The organism is Streptomyces filamentosus, assembly GCF_014654895.1.
GTDB lineage: Bacteria > Actinomycetota > Actinomycetes > Streptomycetales > Streptomycetaceae > Streptomyces > Streptomyces filamentosus.
This window is the reverse complement of sequence record NZ_BNBE01000003.1, coordinates 478,682-498,573: the sequence shown is the minus strand read 5'-3', so window position 1 is coordinate 498,573 and position 19,892 is coordinate 478,682. Positions and strand designations below refer to the sequence as shown.

The 19,892-nt window shown below is 75.4% G+C and carries 16 protein-coding genes and 1 pseudogene; 6 read left to right on the top strand and 11 right to left on the bottom strand.

What is annotated here, in order from left to right; all coding sequences use genetic code 11:
• Positions 1–2 precede the first annotated feature (2 nt).
• The gene (locus IE326_RS29665; RefSeq protein ID WP_190043798.1) at positions 3–728 is read left to right on the top strand and encodes a DUF2293 domain-containing protein; all 726 of its coding nucleotides are present in this window, start codon (positions 3–5) and stop codon (positions 726–728) included.
• A gap of 45 nt (positions 729–773) precedes the next feature.
• Here IE326_RS29665 and IE326_RS41750 read toward each other — a convergent pair whose 3' ends face one another.
• From IE326_RS41750 to IE326_RS29650, 3 genes are all read right to left on the bottom strand, one after another.
• Positions 774–1,577 carry a chaplin gene (locus tag IE326_RS41750; protein WP_190043797.1) on the bottom strand — a complete coding sequence of 268 codons (804 nt, stop codon included), beginning with the start codon at positions 1,575–1,577 and terminating at the stop codon, positions 774–776.
• A 139-nt stretch (positions 1,578–1,716) separates the two neighbouring features.
• Positions 1,717–2,988, bottom strand: a complete 1,272-nt coding sequence (locus IE326_RS29655; protein WP_150227646.1) for an SWIM zinc finger family protein — start codon at positions 2,986–2,988, stop codon at positions 1,717–1,719.
• A complete protein-coding gene (locus IE326_RS29650) occupies positions 2,985–5,825 on the bottom strand; it encodes an SCO1167/SCO6262 family helicase (protein WP_190043796.1) in 2,841 nt (946 codons plus the stop codon). The genes IE326_RS29655 and IE326_RS29650 overlap by 4 nt, the downstream gene beginning before the upstream one ends.
• A gap of 228 nt (positions 5,826–6,053) precedes the next feature.
• On the opposite strand from IE326_RS29650, the gene IE326_RS29645 reads away from it, so the two are divergent.
• Both IE326_RS29645 and IE326_RS29640 read left to right on the top strand, forming a co-directional pair.
• Positions 6,054–6,386 carry a hypothetical protein gene (locus IE326_RS29645; protein WP_150227648.1) on the top strand — a complete coding sequence of 111 codons (333 nt, stop codon included), beginning with the start codon at positions 6,054–6,056 and terminating at the stop codon, positions 6,384–6,386.
• A 137-nt stretch (positions 6,387–6,523) separates the two neighbouring features.
• Positions 6,524–6,793: a DUF6343 family protein gene (locus IE326_RS29640; RefSeq protein WP_190043795.1), complete on the top strand. Its 270-nt coding sequence runs from the start codon at positions 6,524–6,526 to the stop codon at positions 6,791–6,793.
• 34 nt (positions 6,794–6,827) lie between these two features.
• Here IE326_RS29640 and IE326_RS29635 read toward each other — a convergent pair whose 3' ends face one another.
• The 4 genes from IE326_RS29635 to rpsA all read right to left on the bottom strand — a co-directional run bounded on the left by IE326_RS29635 (position 6,828) and on the right by rpsA (position 10,568).
• On the bottom strand, positions 6,828–7,196 hold the full coding sequence (locus IE326_RS29635) for a tetratricopeptide repeat protein (protein WP_150227650.1): 369 nt from the start codon (positions 7,194–7,196) through the stop codon (positions 6,828–6,830).
• A 56-nt stretch (positions 7,197–7,252) separates the two neighbouring features.
• The gene (coaE, locus tag IE326_RS29630) at positions 7,253–7,858 is read right to left on the bottom strand and encodes a dephospho-CoA kinase (RefSeq protein ID WP_150227651.1); all 606 of its coding nucleotides are present in this window, start codon (positions 7,856–7,858) and stop codon (positions 7,253–7,255) included.
• Positions 7,859–7,889: 31 nt separating this feature from the next.
• Positions 7,890–8,828, bottom strand: a complete 939-nt coding sequence (locus IE326_RS29625) for a PAC2 family protein (RefSeq protein ID WP_150227652.1) — start codon at positions 8,826–8,828, stop codon at positions 7,890–7,892.
• Positions 8,829–9,056: 228 nt separating this feature from the next.
• Positions 9,057–10,568, bottom strand: coding sequence for a 30S ribosomal protein S1 (gene rpsA, locus IE326_RS29620; protein WP_030745969.1), 1,512 nt, complete (start codon positions 10,566–10,568; stop codon positions 9,057–9,059).
• A 354-nt stretch (positions 10,569–10,922) separates the two neighbouring features.
• Between rpsA and IE326_RS29615 the strand changes: the two genes are divergently transcribed.
• Positions 10,923–11,762, top strand: a complete 840-nt coding sequence (locus IE326_RS29615; RefSeq protein WP_190043794.1) for a class I SAM-dependent methyltransferase — start codon at positions 10,923–10,925, stop codon at positions 11,760–11,762.
• A gap of 82 nt (positions 11,763–11,844) precedes the next feature.
• The gene (gene hrpB, locus IE326_RS29610; RefSeq protein WP_190043793.1) at positions 11,845–14,406 is read left to right on the top strand and encodes an ATP-dependent helicase HrpB; all 2,562 of its coding nucleotides are present in this window, start codon (positions 11,845–11,847) and stop codon (positions 14,404–14,406) included.
• Here hrpB and pgfA read toward each other — a convergent pair.
• The 3 genes from pgfA to IE326_RS29595 all read right to left on the bottom strand — a co-directional run bounded on the left by pgfA (position 14,390) and on the right by IE326_RS29595 (position 17,778).
• A complete protein-coding gene (gene pgfA / locus IE326_RS29605) occupies positions 14,390–15,496 on the bottom strand; it encodes a cell envelope lipid trafficking protein PgfA (RefSeq protein WP_190043792.1) in 1,107 nt (368 codons plus the stop codon). The genes hrpB and pgfA overlap by 17 nt on opposite strands.
• 9 nt (positions 15,497–15,505) lie before the next feature.
• Positions 15,506–15,646, bottom strand: a complete 141-nt coding sequence (locus tag IE326_RS29600; protein WP_106978836.1) for an SPW_0924 family protein — start codon at positions 15,644–15,646, stop codon at positions 15,506–15,508.
• A gap of 224 nt (positions 15,647–15,870) precedes the next feature.
• Positions 15,871–17,778: a lytic transglycosylase domain-containing protein gene (locus tag IE326_RS29595; protein WP_150227656.1), complete on the bottom strand. Its 1,908-nt coding sequence runs from the start codon at positions 17,776–17,778 to the stop codon at positions 15,871–15,873.
• A gap of 288 nt (positions 17,779–18,066) precedes the next feature.
• Between IE326_RS29595 and IE326_RS29590 the strand changes: the two genes are divergently transcribed.
• Positions 18,067–18,969 carry a DUF4184 family protein gene (locus tag IE326_RS29590; protein ID WP_150227657.1) on the top strand — a complete coding sequence of 301 codons (903 nt, stop codon included), beginning with the start codon at positions 18,067–18,069 and terminating at the stop codon, positions 18,967–18,969.
• Between the two features lie 220 nt (positions 18,970–19,189).
• Here the strand turns inward: IE326_RS29590 and IE326_RS42085 are convergent.
• A pseudogene (locus IE326_RS42085) lies at positions 19,190–19,846 on the bottom strand (serine hydrolase); the annotation flags it as partial.
• Positions 19,847–19,892: the final 46 nt, after the last annotated feature.

The window sequence follows — 19,892 nt, the reverse complement described above, 5'->3', positions numbered from 1 at the left end:
CCGTGGACCTCGTCGCTCCCGTCGTCGTCGAGCCGCTGCGCCGCCGCCGCTGCTCGGAGTGCCGGCAGGGCCCGCTGGAGCGGATGATCGTCGAGTACGGCCGTCCGGTCTGCCTGGACTGCGCCGACCTCGGCCACCTGGTCTTCCTGCGCCGCGGCGACACCGCGCTCACCCGGCGCGCCCGGGAGCACAGCGCCCTGTGGGCGGTGGTGGTGCGCCACAACCGGCGCCGTACCCGGTACGAACGGCAGGGGCTGCTCGTCGAGGAGGCGGCCCTCGCCCTGGCCGAGACGGCCTGCCTCGCCGACGCGGAGGCCCGGGCCCGGCGGCGGGCCCGGGACGCGGAGCGGCGCGCGGTGCGGGACGCCGCGATCACGGAGACCCTGCGGGCGGAGATCCTTCGGCTGTTCCCCGCGATGCCGCCGGAGCGGGCGGCCGAGATCGCCGCCCACGCCTCGGCGAAGGGCAGCGGCCGGGTGGGCCGGACGGCCGCCGGGCGCGCCCTCGACCGGGGGGCCGTGACCGCCGCGGTCCGCGCCTCGATCCGTCACGTGGACACGCCGTACGACTCCCTGCTGATGCGCGGGGTGCCCCGCCACCAGGCCCGGACCCGGGTCTCCCCCGTCATCGAGACGGTGCTGCGCTCCTGGCGCGTGCCGCCCGCCGCGCACGGGAACGCGCCCGGCGCGACGGGCGCGGAGGGGACGCCGGGCCGGACGGACCGCTGACGGCTCGGACGTCAGCGGGACCGGCTCCGGCGTGGCAGGCCGGGATCAGACCTGGTCGGCCGTGCGGCGGCGGCGGTACATCAGCGCACCGCCGAGGAGGAGCGCGGCGCTGCCCGCGGCGGCGTAGCCGACGCTCTCGCTGCCGGTGGAGGCGAGCACGGGGCCGACGGCCTCGCCCTGCGGCGCGGGGGCGGGCGCCGGGACGGGCGCCGGAGCGGCGGGCTTCTCCTGCTCCGCGACCGGCTTCGGCGGCAGGTTGCGCACCGGGGTCTGCGGACGCGGGGTCGGGATCTCGACCTGCGGCTCCTCGGGGGTGCTCGGGCCGTTGACCCCGGTGTTGCCGATGGCCGGGTTGCCGACGCCCACGACGTTGACCGAGTTGCCGACGACGTTGACCGGCAGGTCGATCGGGAGCTGGAGGCCGTTCCCGGACAGCACGCCCGGGGAGCCCCCGGTGTGGCTCTCCGCGGTGGCGCCGCCGCCGTTGGCCGCCCCGCCGTCGGAGGAGCCGCCGCGGGTGTCGGTCTGCTCGCCGCCGCGCGGGGTCACGGCCTCGTCCTTGTGGGTGCGGCCGGGGCCGGAGTCCCGGGGCTCCCCGGCCGGGGCCGAGGTGTTGGCGCACGAGTTCCCCATGGCCGGGTTGAGCAGCCCGACGACGTTGACCGTGTTCCCGCAGAGGTTGACCGGTACGTGGACCGGCAGCTGGAGGGTGTTGCCGGAGCCGACTCCCGGCGAGCCGACCGCGGTGCCCTCGGCACCCGAGTCCGCGTGGGCGGCGCCCGCCGACAGCGCGAGCGCACCACCTGTGACCAACAGTGTGGCCAGACCACTTCGGCGCATCTGCCTCATGGCTTCCTGCCTTCCGGAGTTGCACGGGCAAGTGCCCGTACCGGAATAAACGCGACGAACCCGTTTGCCGGATCCGGCGAACCCGGGGTTTCACTCCTTCGAGGGAGGTGCCCGTTCGAGTGGAGGTCGCCGGGGCGCCTCAGCCGCCGGGCCGCCGGACGAGGGCTTCGACCGGGTCGGCGGCGGGAACGCCGCGCGGCCACCAGTCCTCGCGGCCGCTGTCCGATTCGTACGCGTACCACAGGCCGTCCCGGCCGAACCGGAGCTGGAGCGAGGACAGGGAGAGGCGGTTGCGCCAGGGCCGGAACCCCGCGTGACCGGCGGCGAGCAGGGCGGGTCTCGCCCGGTCGAACGGGCCGGCGGGCGGGTCCCAGGGCTCCTCCAGGACCGCCAGGCCCTCCGGCCCGCCCTGCCGCCAGGCGGCGACGGCGCGGGCGAGGTCGGTGGGGGTGCGGTCGAGCGCGCGGGCCAGGTCCCGGTAGAGGGCGCGGGTGGAGGCGGTGAGCCCGGAGCCGGGGTGGGCGGCGGCGAGCCGGACCGCGTCCTGCCAGGGGCCGAGGGCGGCGAGCGGGTCCTGCCCGGTGGCGAGGAAGGCGTGGGCGCGGGCGGCGGCCTCCCCGGCGAGGAGGTCGAGCGCGAGGGGGTCGGGGGCGTACGGGTCGGGCGGGAAGACCGCGGGGCGGCCGGGCCGGTCCGGGAGCGGCAGCGGCGGGGGCGGCGGCGGAAGCCGGCGGGTGGCGGCGAGCACGTCGCGGGCGGGGACGGAGGGGAGGACGGGCGCGGCGGGACCGGCCTCGGCGGCGGACCGGACGGCGTTGCGCCGGGAGAGCTCGGCGAGGAGTTCGCCCTCGCCGCGGCCGCGCATCAGGAAGAGGGCGAAGGGGTCCTCGTCGAGGAGGCGGGCCGCCTGGTAGCAGAGGGCGGCGGCGTGCTTGCAGGGGAAGCCGTCGTCGGGGCAGGAGCAGTCGGGCAGCAGGTCGCCGGGGGCGGGCAGCAGGCCCTCGACCGCCTCCAGGGCGTGCGGGACCTCCTTGTCGAGGAGGGCGGCCATGTGCGCGGGGCGGGCGGTGGCCTCGTCGAGGAAGAGCTCCCAGCCCTCGTCGCCGAGGATCCGCATCCGGATCTCGGTGCGGTAGGGGCGGATCCGGCTGCCGTGCACATAGGCCACGACCCGGCCGGGGGTGACGGTGATCGCGTCGACGCGGCCGCGCTCCGCGTAGGTCCGGCCGCGGGCCAGGCGGGCCTGGTCGAGGGCGGTGCGCTCCAGGGCGCCCACCCAGGCGTTGCCCCACCAGGTGGCGGCGAAGCGGCCGTCGGCGGCCTCGCGGGGCGGGACGGCGGGGAAGGTGCGGCGGCGGTCGTCGTGGCGGGGGGCGGCACCGCGCGCGGCCCGGGCTCCGGGGCGGTTCACGAGGCCCTCCTCAGGGAGACCAGGTCGGCCAGTTCGCGGTCGGTGAGTTCGGTGAAGGCCGCCTCGCCGGAGCCCAGGACGGCGTCGGCCAGGGCCTTCTTGGCGCGGAGCAGTTCGGCGATGCGGTCCTCGACGGTGCCCTCGGTGACGAGCCGGTGGACCTGGACGGGCTGGGTCTGCCCGATCCGGTAGGCGCGGTCGGTGGCCTGGTCCTCGACCGCCGGGTTCCACCAGCGGTCGTAGTGGACGACGTGGCCGGCGCGGGTGAGGTTGAGGCCGGTGCCGGCGGCCTTGAGGGAGAGCAGGAAGACGGGGACCTCGCCGGACTGGAAGCGGTCGACCATGTGCTCCCGCTCCGCCACGGGCGTGCCCCCGTGCAGGAGTTGGCTGTCGATCCCGCGGGCGGCGAGGTGGCCGGCGAGGAGCCGGGCCATCGTCACGTACTGGGTGAAGACCAGCACGGAGCCGTCCTCGGCGAGGATGGTGTCGAGCAGTTCGTCGAGGAGGGCCAGCTTGCCGGAGCGGCCGGCGAGGCGGACGGCGCCGCCGCCCGGGGCGTCCTCCTTGAGGTACTGGGCGGGGTGGTTGCAGATCTGCTTGAGCGAGGTCAGCAGCTTCATCACCAGGCCGCGCCGGGCCATCCCCCGGGCCTCCTCGATCCGGCCGAGGGTCTCGCGGACCACCGCCTCGTAGAGCGACGCCTGTTCGCGGGTGAGGGGGACCGGGTGGTCGGTCTCGGTCTTGGGCGGCAGTTCGGGCACGATGCCGGGGTCGGACTTGCGGCGGCGCAGCAGGAAGGGGCGGACGAGCCGGGCGAGCCGCTCCACCGCCTCCTCGTTCTCCAGCTCCTCGTGGTTCTCCGCCGCTCGGGCGTGGCGGGAGCGGAACGCCTTGAGCGGGCCGAGGAGTCCGGGCGTGGTCCAGTCGAGGACGGCCCACAGCTCGGAGAGGTTGTTCTCCACGGGCGTGCCGGTGAGGGCGACCCGGGCGGGGGCGGGGACGGCGCGCAGCGCCTTGGCCGTCGCGGAGAACGGGTTCTTCACGTGCTGGGCCTCGTCGGCGACGATCATGCCCCATTCGTGCTCGGCGAGCCGGGCGGCGCGGGTGCGCAGGGTGCCGTAGGTGGTGAGGACGATCCCGCCGTCGGTGCCGCCGAGGTCGCTCGCGGGGCCGTGGAAGCGGCGGACGGGCACGCCGGGGGCGAACCTCTCGACCTCCCGCTGCCAGTTGCCGAGGAGGGAGGCCGGGCAGACGACGAGGGTGGGGGCCCGGCGGGCGCGGCGCAGGTGGAGCGCGATGAGGGTGACCGTCTTGCCCAGGCCCATGTCGTCGGCGAGGCAGCCGCCGAGGCCGAGGGAGGTCATCAGGTCGAGCCAGGCGAGGCCGCGGAGCTGGTAGTCGCGCAGGGTGGCGGTGAGGCCGGGCGGCGGCGCGGCGGGCTCGGGCCCGGCGAGGAGCCGGTCGCGGAGGTCGGCGAGCGCGCCGACCGGGACGGCGGGGACGGTCTCGCCGTCGACCTCGGCGCTGCCGGTGAGGGCGGCGGCGAGGGCGTCGACCGGTTCGAGCAGGCCCAGTTCGCGCTTGCGGGCCTTGCGGACGAGGTCGGGATCGACGACGACCCAGCGGTCGCGGAGCCGGACGACGGGCCGGTGGGCCTCGGCGAGGAGGTCCATCTCACCGGGGGTGAGGGGGTCGCCGTCGAGGGCGATCTGCCAGTCGAAGCGGAGGAGTTCGGCGCTGTCGAAGAAGCTGGTGCCGTCGGTGGCGGAGCCGGGCGCGGAGCGGGCGGGGCGGACGACGGCGGAGGCACTGAGCGCGCGGGCCAGGTCCCGGGGCCAGTGCAGGGCGACCCCGGCCTCGGCGAGCCGGGCCGCGGCGGGGCCGAGGAGTTCGTACAGCTCGGCCTCGGTGACGGCGAGGACGTCGGGCGTGTCCCGCTCCAGGAGCCGGCCGAGCGGGGGCCAGATCCGGGCGGCGCGGCGCAGGGCGAGGAGGGTGTCGATCCGGGCCCGGGAGCCGAGGTGCTCGCCCTCCCCCGCCCACAGGGCGGCGGCGTCGACGACGAGGGTGGGGTCGGCGAGGCTGTGGACCTGGAGGATCGCCGCGGCGGCCTGCCGCTCCGTCCCCCCTCCGGCCTCCTCCGCGGTGTCGAAGAGCCCGGCGGCGTCCAGGTCGAGCCGGAGCGAGATCCGGACCCCGGCGTCCATGCCGGCGGCGGCCTCGGCGGCCCAGGCCCGGGCTCCGGGGAGGTGCTGCGGCGCGGTGGCGGCGAAGGGCGCGCCGACCGCGTGGACGGCGGCGGGGGTACGGGGCAGGGTGTCGGCGACCGCGTCCAGGAAGGCCCGCACCAGGGCCTCCGGGTCGGGCAGCCCGAGCGGGCCCGGTCCCGCGACGGGCACGGCGTGCGCCTCGTACGGCATGGCGGCGGCGACGGCCCGCAGATGGGCGATGTCCTCGGCGTCGAGCGGACCGGCCCGCCAGGCGTCCAGGTCGTCGGCGGTGAGGCCGGGCAGCAGCCGGCCCCGGGCGACGAGGTGCAGGGCGTGCAGGGCGGCGGCGCCCCAGCAGACGGTGGCGGGGTGGGCGAGGGCGCTGTGCCGGGCGGCGACGAGCAGCGGCAGGGCGGTGGCGACGGGCAGGGTGACGGCGGGGACCTCCCGGCCGCGGGCGCCCGTGCCGTGCCGGCGGGCGACGGTGATGCGGGTGGTCTCGGCCCCGGCGAGGCCCTCGGGGGCGGGCAGCGCCGCGCCGTCCGGGGCCCAGAGGGCGATCCGGCCGTCGCGGGGCAGCGCGGCCGGCAGGAAGACGGCGGCGCGGGCCGCCCAGCTCTCCGTCACGGTGCCGTCCTCCTTCCCCCCGGGTCCGCCCGGCCCCGCGCGGAGTTTCCGCGTCGGTCTCCCCGACCTTACGGGCCGGGTCTGACAACGACCGCCACCGTGCCTCCCCCGACCGGCCCAACCCCGGATGACAGCGGTCCACGGGGGCGGCAGGGTGGCCTCGACCAGGGCTTTTCGCGCCGGGGCTGCCGCCGACCGCCTCGCTCGTCCGATCGAAGGGGATCCGCCATGTCCGTTCGCCGGCGTCTCACGACCGCCACCGGGGCCGTGCTGCTCACGCTCACGGTCGCGGGCTGCTCGGGCCTCGGCCGCACCGCCGTCGGTCCCGTCACCTACGAGACGCGCGGGGAGAAGGTGGTGCGGGTGATGAGCCCGCCGGTGAAGGGCTGCCACCGGCTCCCCTTCGGTGCGAGGCGGGTCGAGAACGGCACGCTGGTGGACCTGGTCCTCTACCGGACCCCGCACTGCCGGGGCGAGGATCCGATCTACCTCCCGACCAACAGCGCCGACTCGATCGCGCCGGGCACCCTGGCCTGGCACAGCTACACGATCGTCCACTGATCCGGCCGTCCACCGGCCCGGCGCCTTCCGCCGATCCGGCCGTCCACCGGCCCGGCGTCTCCGCCGCCGTTCCCTTCGCCTCCGGGCGGGTACATGCTGGAAGTGCCCACAGGGATCCGACGGGAGAAGGCGCCGTCATGCGTACCGGTAGCGAGCCGGCCACCGCGCGCAGCGCGCTGCGGCTGCGATTCTGGCTGAGTGCCTGGGGGATGGCGTGGGCGGTCTTCGGCACGGTGGTCTTCGTGCTGGTGGACCGGCCGGGCTGGGCGGCGGCCTGCGGGGTGCTGTTCCTGGTGGTCGCCGTCGACATGACGCTGGTCCTGCGCCGTCTGCGACAGGGCCCGCACTGGCAGCCGGGCCGGGACGTGCCCCCGTACGAGCCGGACCGCGGCGGCCGGAGGCGCTGAGCCCCGGCCCGCCGGCTTCCGTCCGGGCCGGCGGTCAGTCCCTGGTGTCGAAGCCCGCGGCCTCGACGTACTCGGGCCGCGGGTCGAGCGCGGCGGCCAGCCGGAAGTGCCGGGTGGCGCGGACGTCCTGTCCGGAGCGCTGGAGCGTGCGGGCGAGGGCGAAGTGGGCGAAGGCGTTGTCCGGCTCGCGCTCCAGGACCAGCTCGAACTCCAGCTGCGCGGGCCGCAGCTGGGCGGCGGCGAAGAAGGCACGGGCCCTGAGCAGGCGGGCCGCCGTGTTCTCCGGGTGCTCGGCGATGACGGAGTCCAGCAGCTTCACCGCACCGCGCGGGTCCCGGGCGGCCAGCAGCTGCTCGGCGGCACGGAAGTCGATGACATGCGTCTCCGGGTTTCTCTCGGCCATGCACTGCATCCTTCCCATGTTCCGGGGTCCGGACACCGGACCCGTCGCCTCCGCGTCTAGACGGCTTCGGCCGCCCTGCGCTCCAGTTCTTCCCACACCTTCCGCACCTGCGGTTCCAGTGCCTCCAGCGGGCCGTCGTTGTCGATCACGAGGTCCGCGATCTCCAGCCGGGCCGCGCGCGTGGCCTGGGCCGCCATCCGGGCCTTCGCCTCCTGCTCGGCCATGCCCCGGAGCCGTACCAGCCGGTCGAGCTGGGTGGCGGGCGAGGCGTCCACGACGACCACGAGGTCGTAGAGGGGGGCGAGGCCGTTCTCGGTGAGCAGGGGGACGTCGTGGACCACCACGTCCCCGGGGCCCGCCGCGCTCTCCAGCTCGGCCGACCGGGCCCCGACGAGGGGATGCACGATCGCGTTGAGCACGGCCAGCCGCTCCGGGTCGGCGAAGACGACGGAGCCGAGCTTCGGCCGGTCCAGGGTGCCGTCCCCGGTCAGGACCCCGTCGCCGAAGGCGGCCACGACCGCCGCCAGTCCCGGCGTGCCGGGCTCGACGACCTCGCGGGCGATCCGGTCCGCGTCGATCAGCACGGCCCCGTAAGAGACGAGCAGCCGCGACACCTCACTCTTGCCGGCGCCGATACCGCCGGTCAGGCCCACCTTCAGCATGGGCGGCAGCTTAGGCCCTGTCCCCCGGGTCCTAGACGTCGCCCTCCCGCTCGGCGAGGAAGCGCTCGAACTCGCGGCCCAGCTCGTCGGCCGAGGGCAGGTCGACGGGCTCGGCGACCAGGCTGCCGCGGCTCTCCGCGCCGGCCATGGCGTCGTACTGGTGCTCAAGGCCCTGGACCAGGCTGACCAGCTCCTCGTCGCCCTCGCCGATCTGGCGGTCGATCTCGGTCTGGGTGCGGCGGGCCTCGGTGCGCAGCGCGTGGGCGACGCCCGGCAGGACGAGCCCGGTGGCGGCGGTGACGGCCTCCAGCGCGGTGAGCGCCGCGTCCGGGTACGGGGAGCGGGCGACGTAGTGCGGCACGTGGGCGGCGACGCCGAGGGTGTCGAAGCCGGCCTCGGTGAGGCGGAACTCGACGAGGGACTCGGCGCTGCCGGGGACCTGGGCCTCGTCGAAGGGGCTGCGGTGGCCGGGCATGAGGTCGGTGCGGTTGCCGTGCGGGGTGAGGCCGACGGGCCGGGTGTGAGGCACGCCCATGGGGATGCCGTGGAAGTTGACCGCGAGCCGTACGCCGAGCCGTTCGACGATCTGGCCGACGGCGGCGGCGAAGCGCTCCCACTCGACGTCCGGCTCGGGGCCGGAGAGGACGAGGAAGGGGGCGCCGGTGGCGTCCTGGACGAGGCGGACCTCGATGGCCGGGGTCTCGTACCCGGTCCACCGGTCGCGCCGGAAGGTCAGCAGGGGGCGGCGGGCGCGGTAGTCGACCAGCCGGTCGTGGTCGAAGCGGGCGACCACCTGGTTCGGGAGGGTGTCGAGGACCCTGTCGACGATCTGCTCGCCGGTCTCCCCGGCGTCGATGTAGCCGTCGAAGTGGTACAGCATGACCAGCCCGGCCGACTCCTGCGCCAGGGCCAGGTCGACCACGGCCAGGCCCTTCGGGTCCCATTCGTACAAATCCTGGGGATCAAGCACGGTTACCGCTCCTCCTCGCGTCTCCAGGAAGAACGCCCGGAGAGGCAAGGTCATTCCCCGGGGACGGGTCCGGCGGTGGCCGGGGCGCGGGGTCCGGGGCGGGGGCGGGGGCGGAGGCGGGGCGAAATCCGGGAGGGGCCGGGAAACGCGACCGGGGCCCGCTCCCCCGGGAGGGAGCGGGCCCCGGTGTTGCTGCTAGCGACTAGCGCCGCTCAGCGGTGAGCCTGTTCAGCTCTGGCCGCCGGCGAGCTTCTCGCGGAGGGCGGCGAGGGCCTCGTCCGACGCCAGGGCGCCGGCGGTGTCGTCCGACTCCGAGGAGTAGGAGCCACCCGAGATGCCCGCACCGGCGTTGCCGGCGGCCGGGGCGGCAGCGCCCTCGGCAGCGGCGGCCTCGTCGGCCTCGCGGGACTTGATGACCTGCGCCTGGTGCTGCTCGAAGCGAGCCTGCGCCTCGGCGTACTGGGCCTCCCACGCCTCGCGCTGGGTCTCGTAGCCCTCGAGCCAGTCGTTGGTCTCGGGGTCGAAGCCCTCGGGGTAGATGTAGTTGCCCTGGTCGTCGTAGGACGCGGCCATGCCGTACAGGGTCGGGTCGAACTCGACCGACGCCGGGTCGGCACCGAAGGACTCGTTGGCCTGCTTCAGGGACAGCGAGATCCGGCGACGCTCGAGGTCGATGTCGATGACCTTGACGAAGATCTCGTCGTTGACCTGGACGACCTGCTCCGGGATCTCCACGTGGCGCTCGGCCAGCTCGGAGATGTGGACCAGACCCTCGATGCCCTCGTCCACGCGGACGAACGCACCGAACGGAACCAGCTTGGTGACCTTGCCGGGAACGACCTGGCCGATCTGGTGCGTGCGGGCGAACTGCTGCCACGGGTCCTCCTGCGTCGCCTTCAGCGACAGGGAGACACGCTCGCGGTCCATGTCCACGTCGAGAACCTCGACGGTGACCTCCTGGCCGACCTCGACGACCTCGGACGGGTGGTCGATGTGCTTCCAGGACAGCTCGGAGACGTGGACGAGACCGTCGACGCCGCCCAGGTCCACGAAGGCACCGAAGTTGACGATCGAGGACACGACGCCGGAGCGGACCTGACCCTTCTGGAGGGTCGTGAGGAAGGTCTGGCGGACCTCGGACTGGGTCTGCTCCAGCCAGGCGCGGCGGGACAGGACCACGTTGTTGCGGTTCTTGTCCAGCTCGATGATCTTCGCCTCGAGCTCCTTGCCCACGTAGGGCTGGAGGTCGCGGACACGGCGCATCTCGACCAGGGAGGCCGGGAGGAAGCCGCGGAGGCCGATGTCGAGGATGAGACCACCCTTGACGACCTCGATGACGGTACCGGTGACGATGCCGTCCTCTTCCTTGATCTTCTCGATGGTGCCCCAGGCACGCTCGTACTGGGCGCGCTTCTTCGAGAGGATCAGGCGGCCTTCCTTGTCCTCCTTCTGGAGAACAAGGGCCTCGATCTCGTCGCCGACCTTGACGACCTCGTTGGGGTCGACGTCGTGCTTGATCGAGAGCTCGCGGCTCGGGATGACACCTTCGGTCTTGTAACCGATGTCGAGCAGGACCTCGTCCCGGTCGACCTTCACGATGACGCCGTCGACGATGTCGCCGTCGTTGAAGTACTTGATCGTCTCGTCGATCGCGGCGAGGAAGGCTTCCTCGTTACCGATGTCGTTGACCGCAACCTGCGGGGTGGTGCTGGTGGCGGTGGTCTCGGTGCTGCTCGTCATGTGGGAAAGGGCTCCGGTTACGGACAGAAAGTCGTAGGTACTGCTACGCCGAGAGCCCGTATCGCACTGAAGAAGCCAGACAGCTGATGAAGCGCCTTCCGAAGAATGGGGGCGCCTCGAAAACCGAGGGGACTGCAACAGGTGCGAGCGCGGCCTGCTCCGTCTGAGGCGCGCAGGCCCGCAGCGCAACCTTTAGCATACGGGGGCGGCCGGACAGGGTCAATGCGCGAAGCGCGCACCCGGCACGGAACCGCACAAACCCGGCACAACTCATGCCGGTTCGTGTCCACCCCACGCCTCGGGGCGGGGTCCGCCGGAAGGCGGCACTGAGCGCAAACTACATCGGCGGGCGAGATGAACCAAGAGTACGAACAGGAAGACCCCTCCTTCTCGGACGAGGACGAGGCCGAGGCGACCCGGCGTGACGCGGGGGACGCGGAGAGCAGCCGGGCCAGCCGGGGCTGGTGGGACCGGAACGCCGACGAGTACCAGAGCGACCACGGCGCCTTCCTGGGCGACGACCGGTTCGTGTGGGGGCCGGAGGGACTCGACGAGGCCGAGGCGGGGCTGCTCGGGCCGGCGGAGGGGCTGAAGGGGCTCGACGTCCTGGAGATCGGCGCGGGCGCGGCGCAGTGCTCGCGGTGGCTGGCGGCGCAGGGCGCCCGGCCGGTGGCGCTGGACCTCTCGCACCGGCAGCTCCAGCACGCGCTGCGGATCGGCGGGGAGGTGCCGCTGGTCGAGGCGGACGCGGGGACGCTGCCGTTCCGCGACGGCTCCTTCGACCTGGCGTGCTCGGCGTACGGGGCGGTGCCCTTCGTGGCCGATCCGGTGCGGGTCTTCCGCGAGGTGCGGCGGGTGCTGCGGCCGGGCGGGCGCTGGGTGTTCTCGGTGACGCACCCGATCCGCTGGGCCTTCCCCGACGAGCCGGGGCCCGAGGGCCTGTCGGTCGCGGCCTCGTACTTCGACCGGACGCCGTACGTCGAGCAGGACGAGCGGGGCCGGGCGGTGTACGTGGAGCACCACCGGACGATCGGCGACCGGGTGCGGGACGTGGTGGCCGGCGGCTTCCGGCTGGTGGACCTGGTAGAGCCGGAGTGGCCTGCGTGGAACAGCCAGGAGTGGGGCGGCTGGTCCCCGCTGCGGGGGAACCTGATCCCGGGCACGGCGATCTTCGTGTGCGAGCGCGAGGACTAGCTCCGGCCTGATCGTCGTATTTATGGGCGGGCCTGTGGACAACCGGGCCCGTCCTTTTTTCTTCGCGTACGAGACTGAGTGCGTGATCCGACACGACGCACTCGATCTGCTTCCCGTCCGCCATGCCGTTCCCGAGCTGCTGGCCGCGCTCGGCGACCGCGGCACGGCGGTGCTGCACGCGCCGCCCGGCACCGGCAAGACGACGCTGGTGCCGCTGGCGCTGGCGGGGCTCATAGGAGAGGGGCCCGAGCGGCGGGTGCTGGTGGCCGAGCCGCGCCGGATGGCGGTGCGGGCGGCGGCCGGGCGGATGGCCTGGCTGCTGGGCGAGGAGGTCGGCGGGGCCGTCGGCTTCTCCGTGCGCGGGGAGCGGCGGGCCGGGCCGGCGACCCGGGTCGAGGTGGTGACGACGGGCATCCTCCTCCAGCGGCTCCAGCGGGATCCGGAGCTCGCGGGGGTGGACGTGGTGCTGCTCGACGAGTGCCACGAGCGGCATCTGGACGCCGACACGGCCCTGGCGTTCCTGGTGGACGTACGGGCCGCGCTGCGGCCGGAGCTGGGGCTCGTCGCGGCGTCGGCGACCAGTGACGCGGAGGCGTGGGCGCGGCTGCTGACCGTGCAGGAGGGCGGTGGTCCGGCCCCGGTGGTGCGGAGCGAGGGCGAGGGGCACGGGTTCGAGGTGCGTCACGCGCCGCCTCCGGCGGGGGTCCGGCCGGCGCACGGCACCTGGGTGGATCCGGCGCTGCTGCGGCACGTGGCGGCGACGGTGCGGGAGGCGCTGGCGCGGCACGAGGGCGACGTCCTGTGCTTCCTGCCGGGGACCGGGGAGATCGCGCGGACGGCGGGGCTGCTCGACGGGGTGGCGGCCGAGGTGCTCCAGCTGCACGGGCGGGCTCCGGCGGCGGTGCAGGACGCGGTGCTGCGGGGCTCGGGGCCGGGCGGGCGGCGGCGGGTGGTGCTGTCGACGTCGGTGGCGGAGTCGAGCCTCACGGTGCCGGGGGTGCGGATCGTGGTGGACGCCGGGCTGGCCCGGGAGCCGCGGATGGACCACGCGCGGGGGCTGGGCTCGCTGGCGACGGTGCCGGTGTCGGCGGCCGCGGCGACCCAGCGGGCGGGACGCTCGGGGCGCGAGGCGCCGGGGACGGTGTACCGCTGCTGGGCGGAGGCCGAGGAGAGCGGCCGGGCGCGGTTCCCCGCGCCGGAGATCCGGATCGCGGACCTGGCGGACTTCGCGCTGCGGGCCGCCTGCTGGGGCGATCCGACGGCGGAGGGGCTGGCGCTGCTCGACCCTCCGCCGGCCGGGGCGCTGGCTGCGGCCCGTGCGGTGCTGGAGGCCATCGGCGCGGTGGACGGGGCAGGGAAGGCCACCGGGCGGGGGGTGCGGATGGCCCGGCTCGGGGTGCATCCGAGGCTCGGCCGGGCCCTGCTGGACGGGGCGTCGGAGGTCGGGACCCGGCGGGCCGCCGAGGTGGTGGCGTTGCTGAGCGAGGAACCGCCCCGGGAGTACGGGGACGATCTCGCGGCCGCCTGGCGCGAGGCCCGCCGAGGCGGGGACGGGTACGGCGCTCGCTGGCGGGCGGAGGTGCGGCGGCTGGAGCGGGCGGCGGCCTCGGTGGCGGAGGAGGGCGCGGGGGCGGGGACCCGTGCCGGGGGCGGGGCCGGTGGGGACGACCGGGTCGCGGGGATGGTGACGGCACTGGCGTTTCCCGAGCGGGTGGCGCGGGCCCGGGAGCAGGGCGGGCATCTGATGGTGTCCGGGAGCGGGGCGCGGCTCGCGGAGGGGTCGGGGCTGCGGTCGGCGCCGTGGCTCGCGGTGGCGGTGGCGGACCGGACGGCCCGGGACGCGACGGCGCGGGTGCGGCTGGCGGCGGCGGTGGACGAGGCGGTGGCGCGGCGGGCCGCGGGGCATCTGCTGCGGTCCGGCGAGGAGGTGCGCTGGGAGGACGGCGACGTGGTCGCGCGGTCCGTGGAGCGGCTGGGGGCGGTGGAGCTGACGGTTCGCCCGCTGGGGGCGGGGGCCGATCCGGGGTTGGTGCGGGAGGCGCTGCTCGACGGGCTCCGGAGGGAGGGGACGGGGCTGCTGCGGTGGAGCCGGGAGGCGGTGGAGCTGCGCGAGCGGCTGGCGTTCCTGCACGAGGTGCTGGGTGGGGGCTGGCCGGACGTGGCGGAGGAGGCGCTGGTGGAGCGGGCCGGGGAGTGGCTGGAGCCGGAGCTGTCCCGGGCGGCCCGGCGGGCGGACCTGGGGCGGATCGACGCCGGGGAGGCGCTGCGGCGGCTGCTGCCGTGGGCGTCGGGCGAGGCGGGGCGGCTGGACGAGCTGGCGCCGGAGCGGATCGAGGTGCCGAGCGGGTCGCGGATCCGGGTGGCGTACGGGGAGGGACGGCCGGTGCTGGCGGTGAAGCTCCAGGAGATGTTCGGTCTGGCCGAGACGCCCCGGGTGGCGGGGGTGCCGGTGCTGGTGCACCTGCTCTCCCCCGCCGGACGGCCGGCGGCGGTGACCGCCGACCTGGCGTCGTTCTGGCGGGACGGCTACCGGGCGGTGCGGGCGGAGCTGCGGGGCCGGTATCCGAAGCACCCGTGGCCGGAGGACCCTTCGGCGGCGGCGCCGACCCGGCACACGAGCGCGCGGCTCAGACGGGAGGGGTGACGGCTTCGGGTGCGGGCCCGGAGTCCGGCTTCGGGCCGGGTTGGGGGCCCGGCTCCGGGGCGACCCTCCGCAGGGCCCGCCGGCCTGACCCGAAGCCGGGCCCCCGGCCGGGTCCCCGGGTGGCCGCCGGGCGGCCGGGGCGGGACGGGGCGGTGCGGGAGCGGAACTCCAGCCAGAGCGCGAGGGCGAGCAGGAGGAGGGCGAGGACGGTGAAGGTCCACGGGAGGTAGGAGACGAGGAGGAGGACGGTGGTGCGGTTGGCGGAGACCAGCTCGACGGTGTCGACGACGTAGTCCTCGCGCATCTTCACGTGCCCGGCGAAGACGGTGAGGGTGTCGGTGCCCATCAGGGCCTTGGCGCCGCGGAGCTCCTCCTTGTGGATCTCCTCGCCGTTGACGGGGGCGCCGGTGACGGGCTCGACCCAGAACATCCGCTTCGTGGTGTACCAGCGGGTCAGCCCGGTACTGGCGATGACCTCGGGGGTGATGCCCTCGACCGGCATGGTCTTGGGCATCGGCACCCTGGTCCAGGGAATGGTCTGCTCGTAGTAGTAGACCTCCAGGCCGCGGAAGGTGCGGGTGCCCACGTAGTGGATGGGGGACGAGGTCCGGGTCTGGGCGTCGAAGTAGAGGTAGTCGCGCTTCTCGGTGAGGAAGGGCCACTTGAACTCGATGCCCTCACGCTTGACCGGATCGCCGTCGACCATCTCGCCGGGGACGTTCACCGGGTCCTGGCTGTGGGCGTCGAACACGTACCGCTCGGGGATCTTGGACACCATCTTGCCGTCGGGGCCCATGACGTAGGAGAGCCCGTCCCAGACCACGACGTCGCGGTCGGTGCCGGCCTCGATCCGCTTCGACTCCTCGACGTTGCCCTTGAGGGTCTGGACGATCGTGATCTTCTCGACCTCGCGGGACTTGAGGGTGTTGTAGTCGAGGAGGGTCGCGGGGCGGGCCTCCAGGACCATCTCCTGGTACTGGTTCGGCGGGATCTTGGCCAGCCGGGGGAAGGCGTACCAGCGCAGGGTGGGGGCCATGGCGGCGAGGAAGACCGCGAGGGAGAGGAGGACGAGGCTGACTCGGCGGCGCACGGGTGCTCCCTACTTCTTGGGGCCGGGGTCGGCGGTGAGCAGGGGTCTGGGCGAGGTGGGGCCGTCCGGCGGCAGGTCGACCGTGGAGACGAGCAGGACGAAGAGCAGGACGGGTACGAGCCCGATGGCGGCGGCGACGAGGGCACGCATGTCGGCCTCCCGGCAAGACATCTGATGGATCGTCAGGGCGGAGGCACCGTAGCAACGCTGCCGTGAGATGAGAACAGCTCGCCGTGAGATGGGAGCGGCCGGTGGGAGGGAACGGACCGCGGGGCGACGGCTGTCGGGCGGCGACGGGAACAGCGGAGGCGGAACGCGCGCCGCCCCCGGTCCCGGGAGGGGACGGCGGGGGCGGCGAGGAGGAGAGGGGCGGGTCAGGCGGAGGGCGACGGGCTTCCGGAGGGCGCGGCCGACGCGGAGCCGGAGGGGGACGCGGACGCGGAGCCGGTCGGGGACGGGTCCGTGGCCGGGGACGGGTCCGTGGTCGGCTCCGGGGAGGCGGGCGGCGTGGTGGCCGGTTCCGTGACCGTGAGGGTGATCCGCACCGAGCCGTTGCCGGGCGCGGTGAGCCACAGCACGTACTCGCCGGCCTTCTCGCCCGCCACGAGGCCGTCGATCGACAGGCGGCCCTGGGCGTCGGTCCTCAGCACCTTGGTGCGGATCGGGTTGCCCGCGCCGTCCTTGCCGAAGGAGGGGCCGTCGGCGCTCTGTCCGGTGGAGCCGGCCGAGTCGGTGACGACGGCGGTGACGTCGACGCCGGCGGCGAGCGCGCCGCCGAGGCGGGCCTCGACCGTCACGGTGGCGTAGCCGGCGCCGGGCGCGGCGGTCAGGGCCGTGTCGCCGACGCGGGCGAGGGCATCGGCCTTGCGGGCCTCAACGGTCGCCTTCAGCTCGGCGGCGGCCAAGGAGGAGCGGCCGGGCACGGTGGCGCGGAGGGTGAAGGTTCCGGTCTTCTGGCCCGCGCGGAGGGCGGGGGCCTTGGCGACGCCCTGTGCGTCCGAGGTGACGGTGACCGTGGTGGCACCGGCGGGGAAGCGGGTGTCGGTGGTGGCGGGCAGCTCGAAGCGGACGCTGACGCCGGCGACGGGGCGGCCCGCGGAGTCCTTGGCGGTGACGGACGCGGTCTGGGCGAAGGCGTTGCCGGTGGCCGCCGTCAGGGTCGCCGTGCCGGCCTTGAGCTGCGCCACCCGGAGGGTCGGCGGGATCTCGACGGGCTTGGCGGGCGGCCGGGTCGGGTCGGTGGTCGGCGGGTCCGTCGGCTTCGGGGGGTTCGTGGGGGTGCCGGGGTTCGAGGGCTTCGACGGCTGGGTCGGGGCCGGCTCGGTGGGCTTCTGCGAGGGCTTGTGCGGCGTCGGGGTGCCGCCCGTGACGGGCGAGGACGGCGACGCGGGTGACTCCGGCCGGAGCGGCCTGCCGGGGAACGGGCGGTCGCTGCGGTCGACCGGGAGCAGGCCCGTGCCGTCGGGGACGGTGTGGGTGCCCCGGCGGTAGTAGTCGAACCAGGAGACGACGGTGCTGAGGTACTCCGTGGAACGGTTGTAGCTGAGGATCGCCCGGTCGAGGTCGGCCTTGATGGCCAGGTTCCGGTTGCCGGCGCACAGGTACATGCCGGCGGCCAGGGCGGCGTCGTAGACGTTGTTGGGGTCCTTCTTCCCGTCGCCGTTGGCGTCCTGCCCCCAGGTGGCCCAGGTGGACGGGATGAACTGCATCGGGCCGACGGCGCGGTCGTGGGTCCTGTCGCCGTCGAAGGCACCGCCGTCGGTGTCCTTGATCAGGGCGAAGCCGTTGCCGTCGAGGGCCGGGCCGAGGATGGGGGCGAGGGTGGTGCCGTTGGCGTCCACGCGGCCGCCGCGGGCCTGGCCGGACTCGACCTTGCCGATGCCGGCGAGGAGCTGCCAGGGCAGGTTGCAGGCGGGGTCGGAGGCCCGGACCGACGCCTCGGCGCGACGGTACGCGGCGAGGACGGTCGCGGGTATGCCGGCCTCGGCGGGGCCGGTGACGATCGGCAGCTGGGGCGTGGTGGGCGCGCCCGGCACGAGCGGGGGCTTCAGCGGGGGCAGGTCGACGTAGTACGGCGAGTCGCCGGTCGCCGAGGCGCCGTCGGGGCTGCCCGGCGGGGTCGTGGCGTCACCGGCGCCGATGGTGCTGTCGCCGCTGAGGTTGTCGGTCGGCGGGGGTATCGCCCCCGGGCCCTGCGAGGCCGCCAGCGCGGCGACGGCGGCGGCCACGATCGCTCCGCTCGTGGCGCCCCTGCGCAGACGGCGTCCGAATTGCGCTGCCATACCGGTGCTCCCCTCCCCATTCGACTGCTGCCGCACGCTCCCCGCGCGTGGCCTCAGGCGACCCTATGCGATGTCCGTATCACGGGACACCAGGAGCTGACCGGGTTTCACGCTTTCGTCACCCCTTGGTCTCCCGGTGGCCGGACACGGACGCGCGCGCTCCGGTGCGCGGACCTGGTGGGGAACCCCGGCCGGAACCCCCCGGTCCGGCCCCGGCCGGGAACCGGCGACCGAGTGCGGTACCTCTTGCACACGGGCCGATCAACCGTACGACCGGGAGGTTCCTCCGTGCCCTTCACCCTGAGTCACGCCGCCGCGGTCCTGCCGGGGCTGCGGCGGGACGGCACCGCGCGCGGGCCGCTCGTCGCCTCCGCCCTCGTCGCGGGCAGCTTCTCCCCCGACCTCACCTACTTCGCGGCGTCGGTGGTGCCCGGCGCGATGGAGTTCGGGGACGTGACGCACTCCCCCGCCGGGCTCGTCACCGTCGACGTGCTCATCACCGCCGCCCTGGTGGGGCTGTGGCTGACGGTCCGTGAGCCGCTGGTGGGGCTGCTGCCCGGCCGGTGGCGCGGGCCGGTGCACGCGGTGCTGCGCGGCCGGCCGTGGCGGGAGCGCCGTCCGGCCGGGCTCGCGGTGTGGTTCGTGGTCTCGGCGGTGCTCGGCGCGACCACGCACCTCGTCTGGGACACCTTCACCCACATCGACCGGTGGGGGACGCGGACGATCCCCTTCCTGGCGGAGGTGGTGGGCGGCTTCCCGGTCTACCAGTACGCGCAGTACGGCGGTTCGGCGCTGGCGCTGGTGCTGCTCGGGTGGTTCGCGGTCCGGGCGCTGCGGTCGGTGCCGGCCGGGGCCCGGCCGTCCGCCGCGGTCCCGGGGCCGGGCCGGCGGGGGCGGCGGGCGGCGCTGCTGCTGATCGGGGCCTGCGTGTCGGCCGGGATCGCGCACCGGGTGCTGCGCTGGGCGGCGTACTGGGGCTGGGACCGGATCGAGAACCCGCTCGACATCATCCCGACCGCCTGTTTCGGGGCGGGCTCGGGGCTCGTCGCGGGGCTGCTGCTGTACGGGGTGGCGGCCCGGCTGCGGGCGCGGGGGACGGCGCCGGTCCCCGCTCCGGGTCCGGGGCCGGAAGCGGTCCGGGCCGGAGGACCGGAGGGCCCTGCGGGGCGCTCCCGTCCGGGCGTTCGCTGATCTCCGAGGCGGGGGTGAGGCCGCGGGCGGCGGTGGTGCCGGAGAGACGGCGGTGGACGGCGACGGCGACGCCCTCCAGGGTGCGGACGCCGTGGGCCATGGTGGTGTTGTCGTGGCTGAGGAGGGCCATCCGGTAGTCGGTGGCGGGGGCGGCGCCGGCGGGCGGGGGCGCGGCGGGGCGGGCGATGCCGACGCTGTGCACCCGCCAGCCGTGGGTGGAGCGGGGCAGCCAGCCGTTCTTGAGGTGGACCTTGACCGTGCGGGGCGCGCCCGCGGTGACGCCCCACGCCTGGCTCCGTACGACCTGGCCCATGAGGGTGAGGGCCTGGGGGCGGCGGGAGACGGCGGCGAGCAGGGCGAGCTGGTCGCGGGCGGTGGTGCGGGTGAGGCCCCAGTAGCGGTCGTGGCCGAGGACCGTGTCCTTCGCGCCGGCCTCGCGCAGGACGCGCGCGAGCCGGGCGCGGGAGAGGCCCTGCCAGAGCGCGCCCGCCGCGTCGTTGTCGGAGCGGGTGATCATCGCCTTCATCCGGCGGGACTCCAGGGCGGTGGGCCGCCTGCCCAGTTCCTCGGCGCGGCCGAGGACGGCCTGCATGATGAGGACCTTGGCGATGCTGGCGGAGTCGTAGGAGCGCGTGTCGCCGAGGCGGCAGCGCAGCCCGCGGGCGGGGTCGTGGACGGCGACGGAGACGGTGCCCCCGCGGCCTTCGAGGGCGGCGGCGATGTCCTGGGAGAGCCGGGCGGCGAGGGCGGGTTCGCGGGTCGAGGCGCAGGGGGCGGCCGCCCGCCGGGCCTCGGCGGGCAGGGCGGCGCCGGTGGCCCCGAGCAGGACGCAGAGGAGGGCTCCCGCGCGCAGCCGGTGGCGGCGGATCGTGATCATGGCCCCAGTCTCGGGAGCGCTCCCGCGGCCCCGCCCCCGGACTGCT

Bases quoted from the DNA above. Each gene is read 5' to 3' on its own strand.
- IE326_RS29635 (WP_150227650.1), bottom strand. From the start codon at position 7,196: ATGGCCGAGAGAAACCCGGAGACGCATGTCATCGACTTCCGTGCCGCC.
- IE326_RS29640 (WP_190043795.1), top strand. From the start codon at position 6,524: ATGCGTACCGGTAGCGAGCCGGCCACCGCGCGCAGCGCGCTGCGGCTG.
- IE326_RS29600 (WP_106978836.1), bottom strand. From the start codon at position 15,646: ATGCGTGCCCTCGTCGCCGCCGCCATCGGGCTCGTACCCGTCCTGCTC.
- IE326_RS29595 (WP_150227656.1), bottom strand. From the start codon at position 17,778: ATGGCAGCGCAATTCGGACGCCGTCTGCGCAGGGGCGCCACGAGCGGA.
- coaE (WP_150227651.1), bottom strand. From the start codon at position 7,858: ATGCTGAAGGTGGGCCTGACCGGCGGTATCGGCGCCGGCAAGAGTGAG.
- rpsA (WP_030745969.1), bottom strand. From the start codon at position 10,568: ATGACGAGCAGCACCGAGACCACCGCCACCAGCACCACCCCGCAGGTT.
- IE326_RS41750 (WP_190043797.1), bottom strand. From the start codon at position 1,577: ATGAGGCAGATGCGCCGAAGTGGTCTGGCCACACTGTTGGTCACAGGT.
- IE326_RS29645 (WP_150227648.1), top strand. From the start codon at position 6,054: ATGTCCGTTCGCCGGCGTCTCACGACCGCCACCGGGGCCGTGCTGCTC.
- IE326_RS29615 (WP_190043794.1), top strand. From the start codon at position 10,923: ATGAACCAAGAGTACGAACAGGAAGACCCCTCCTTCTCGGACGAGGAC.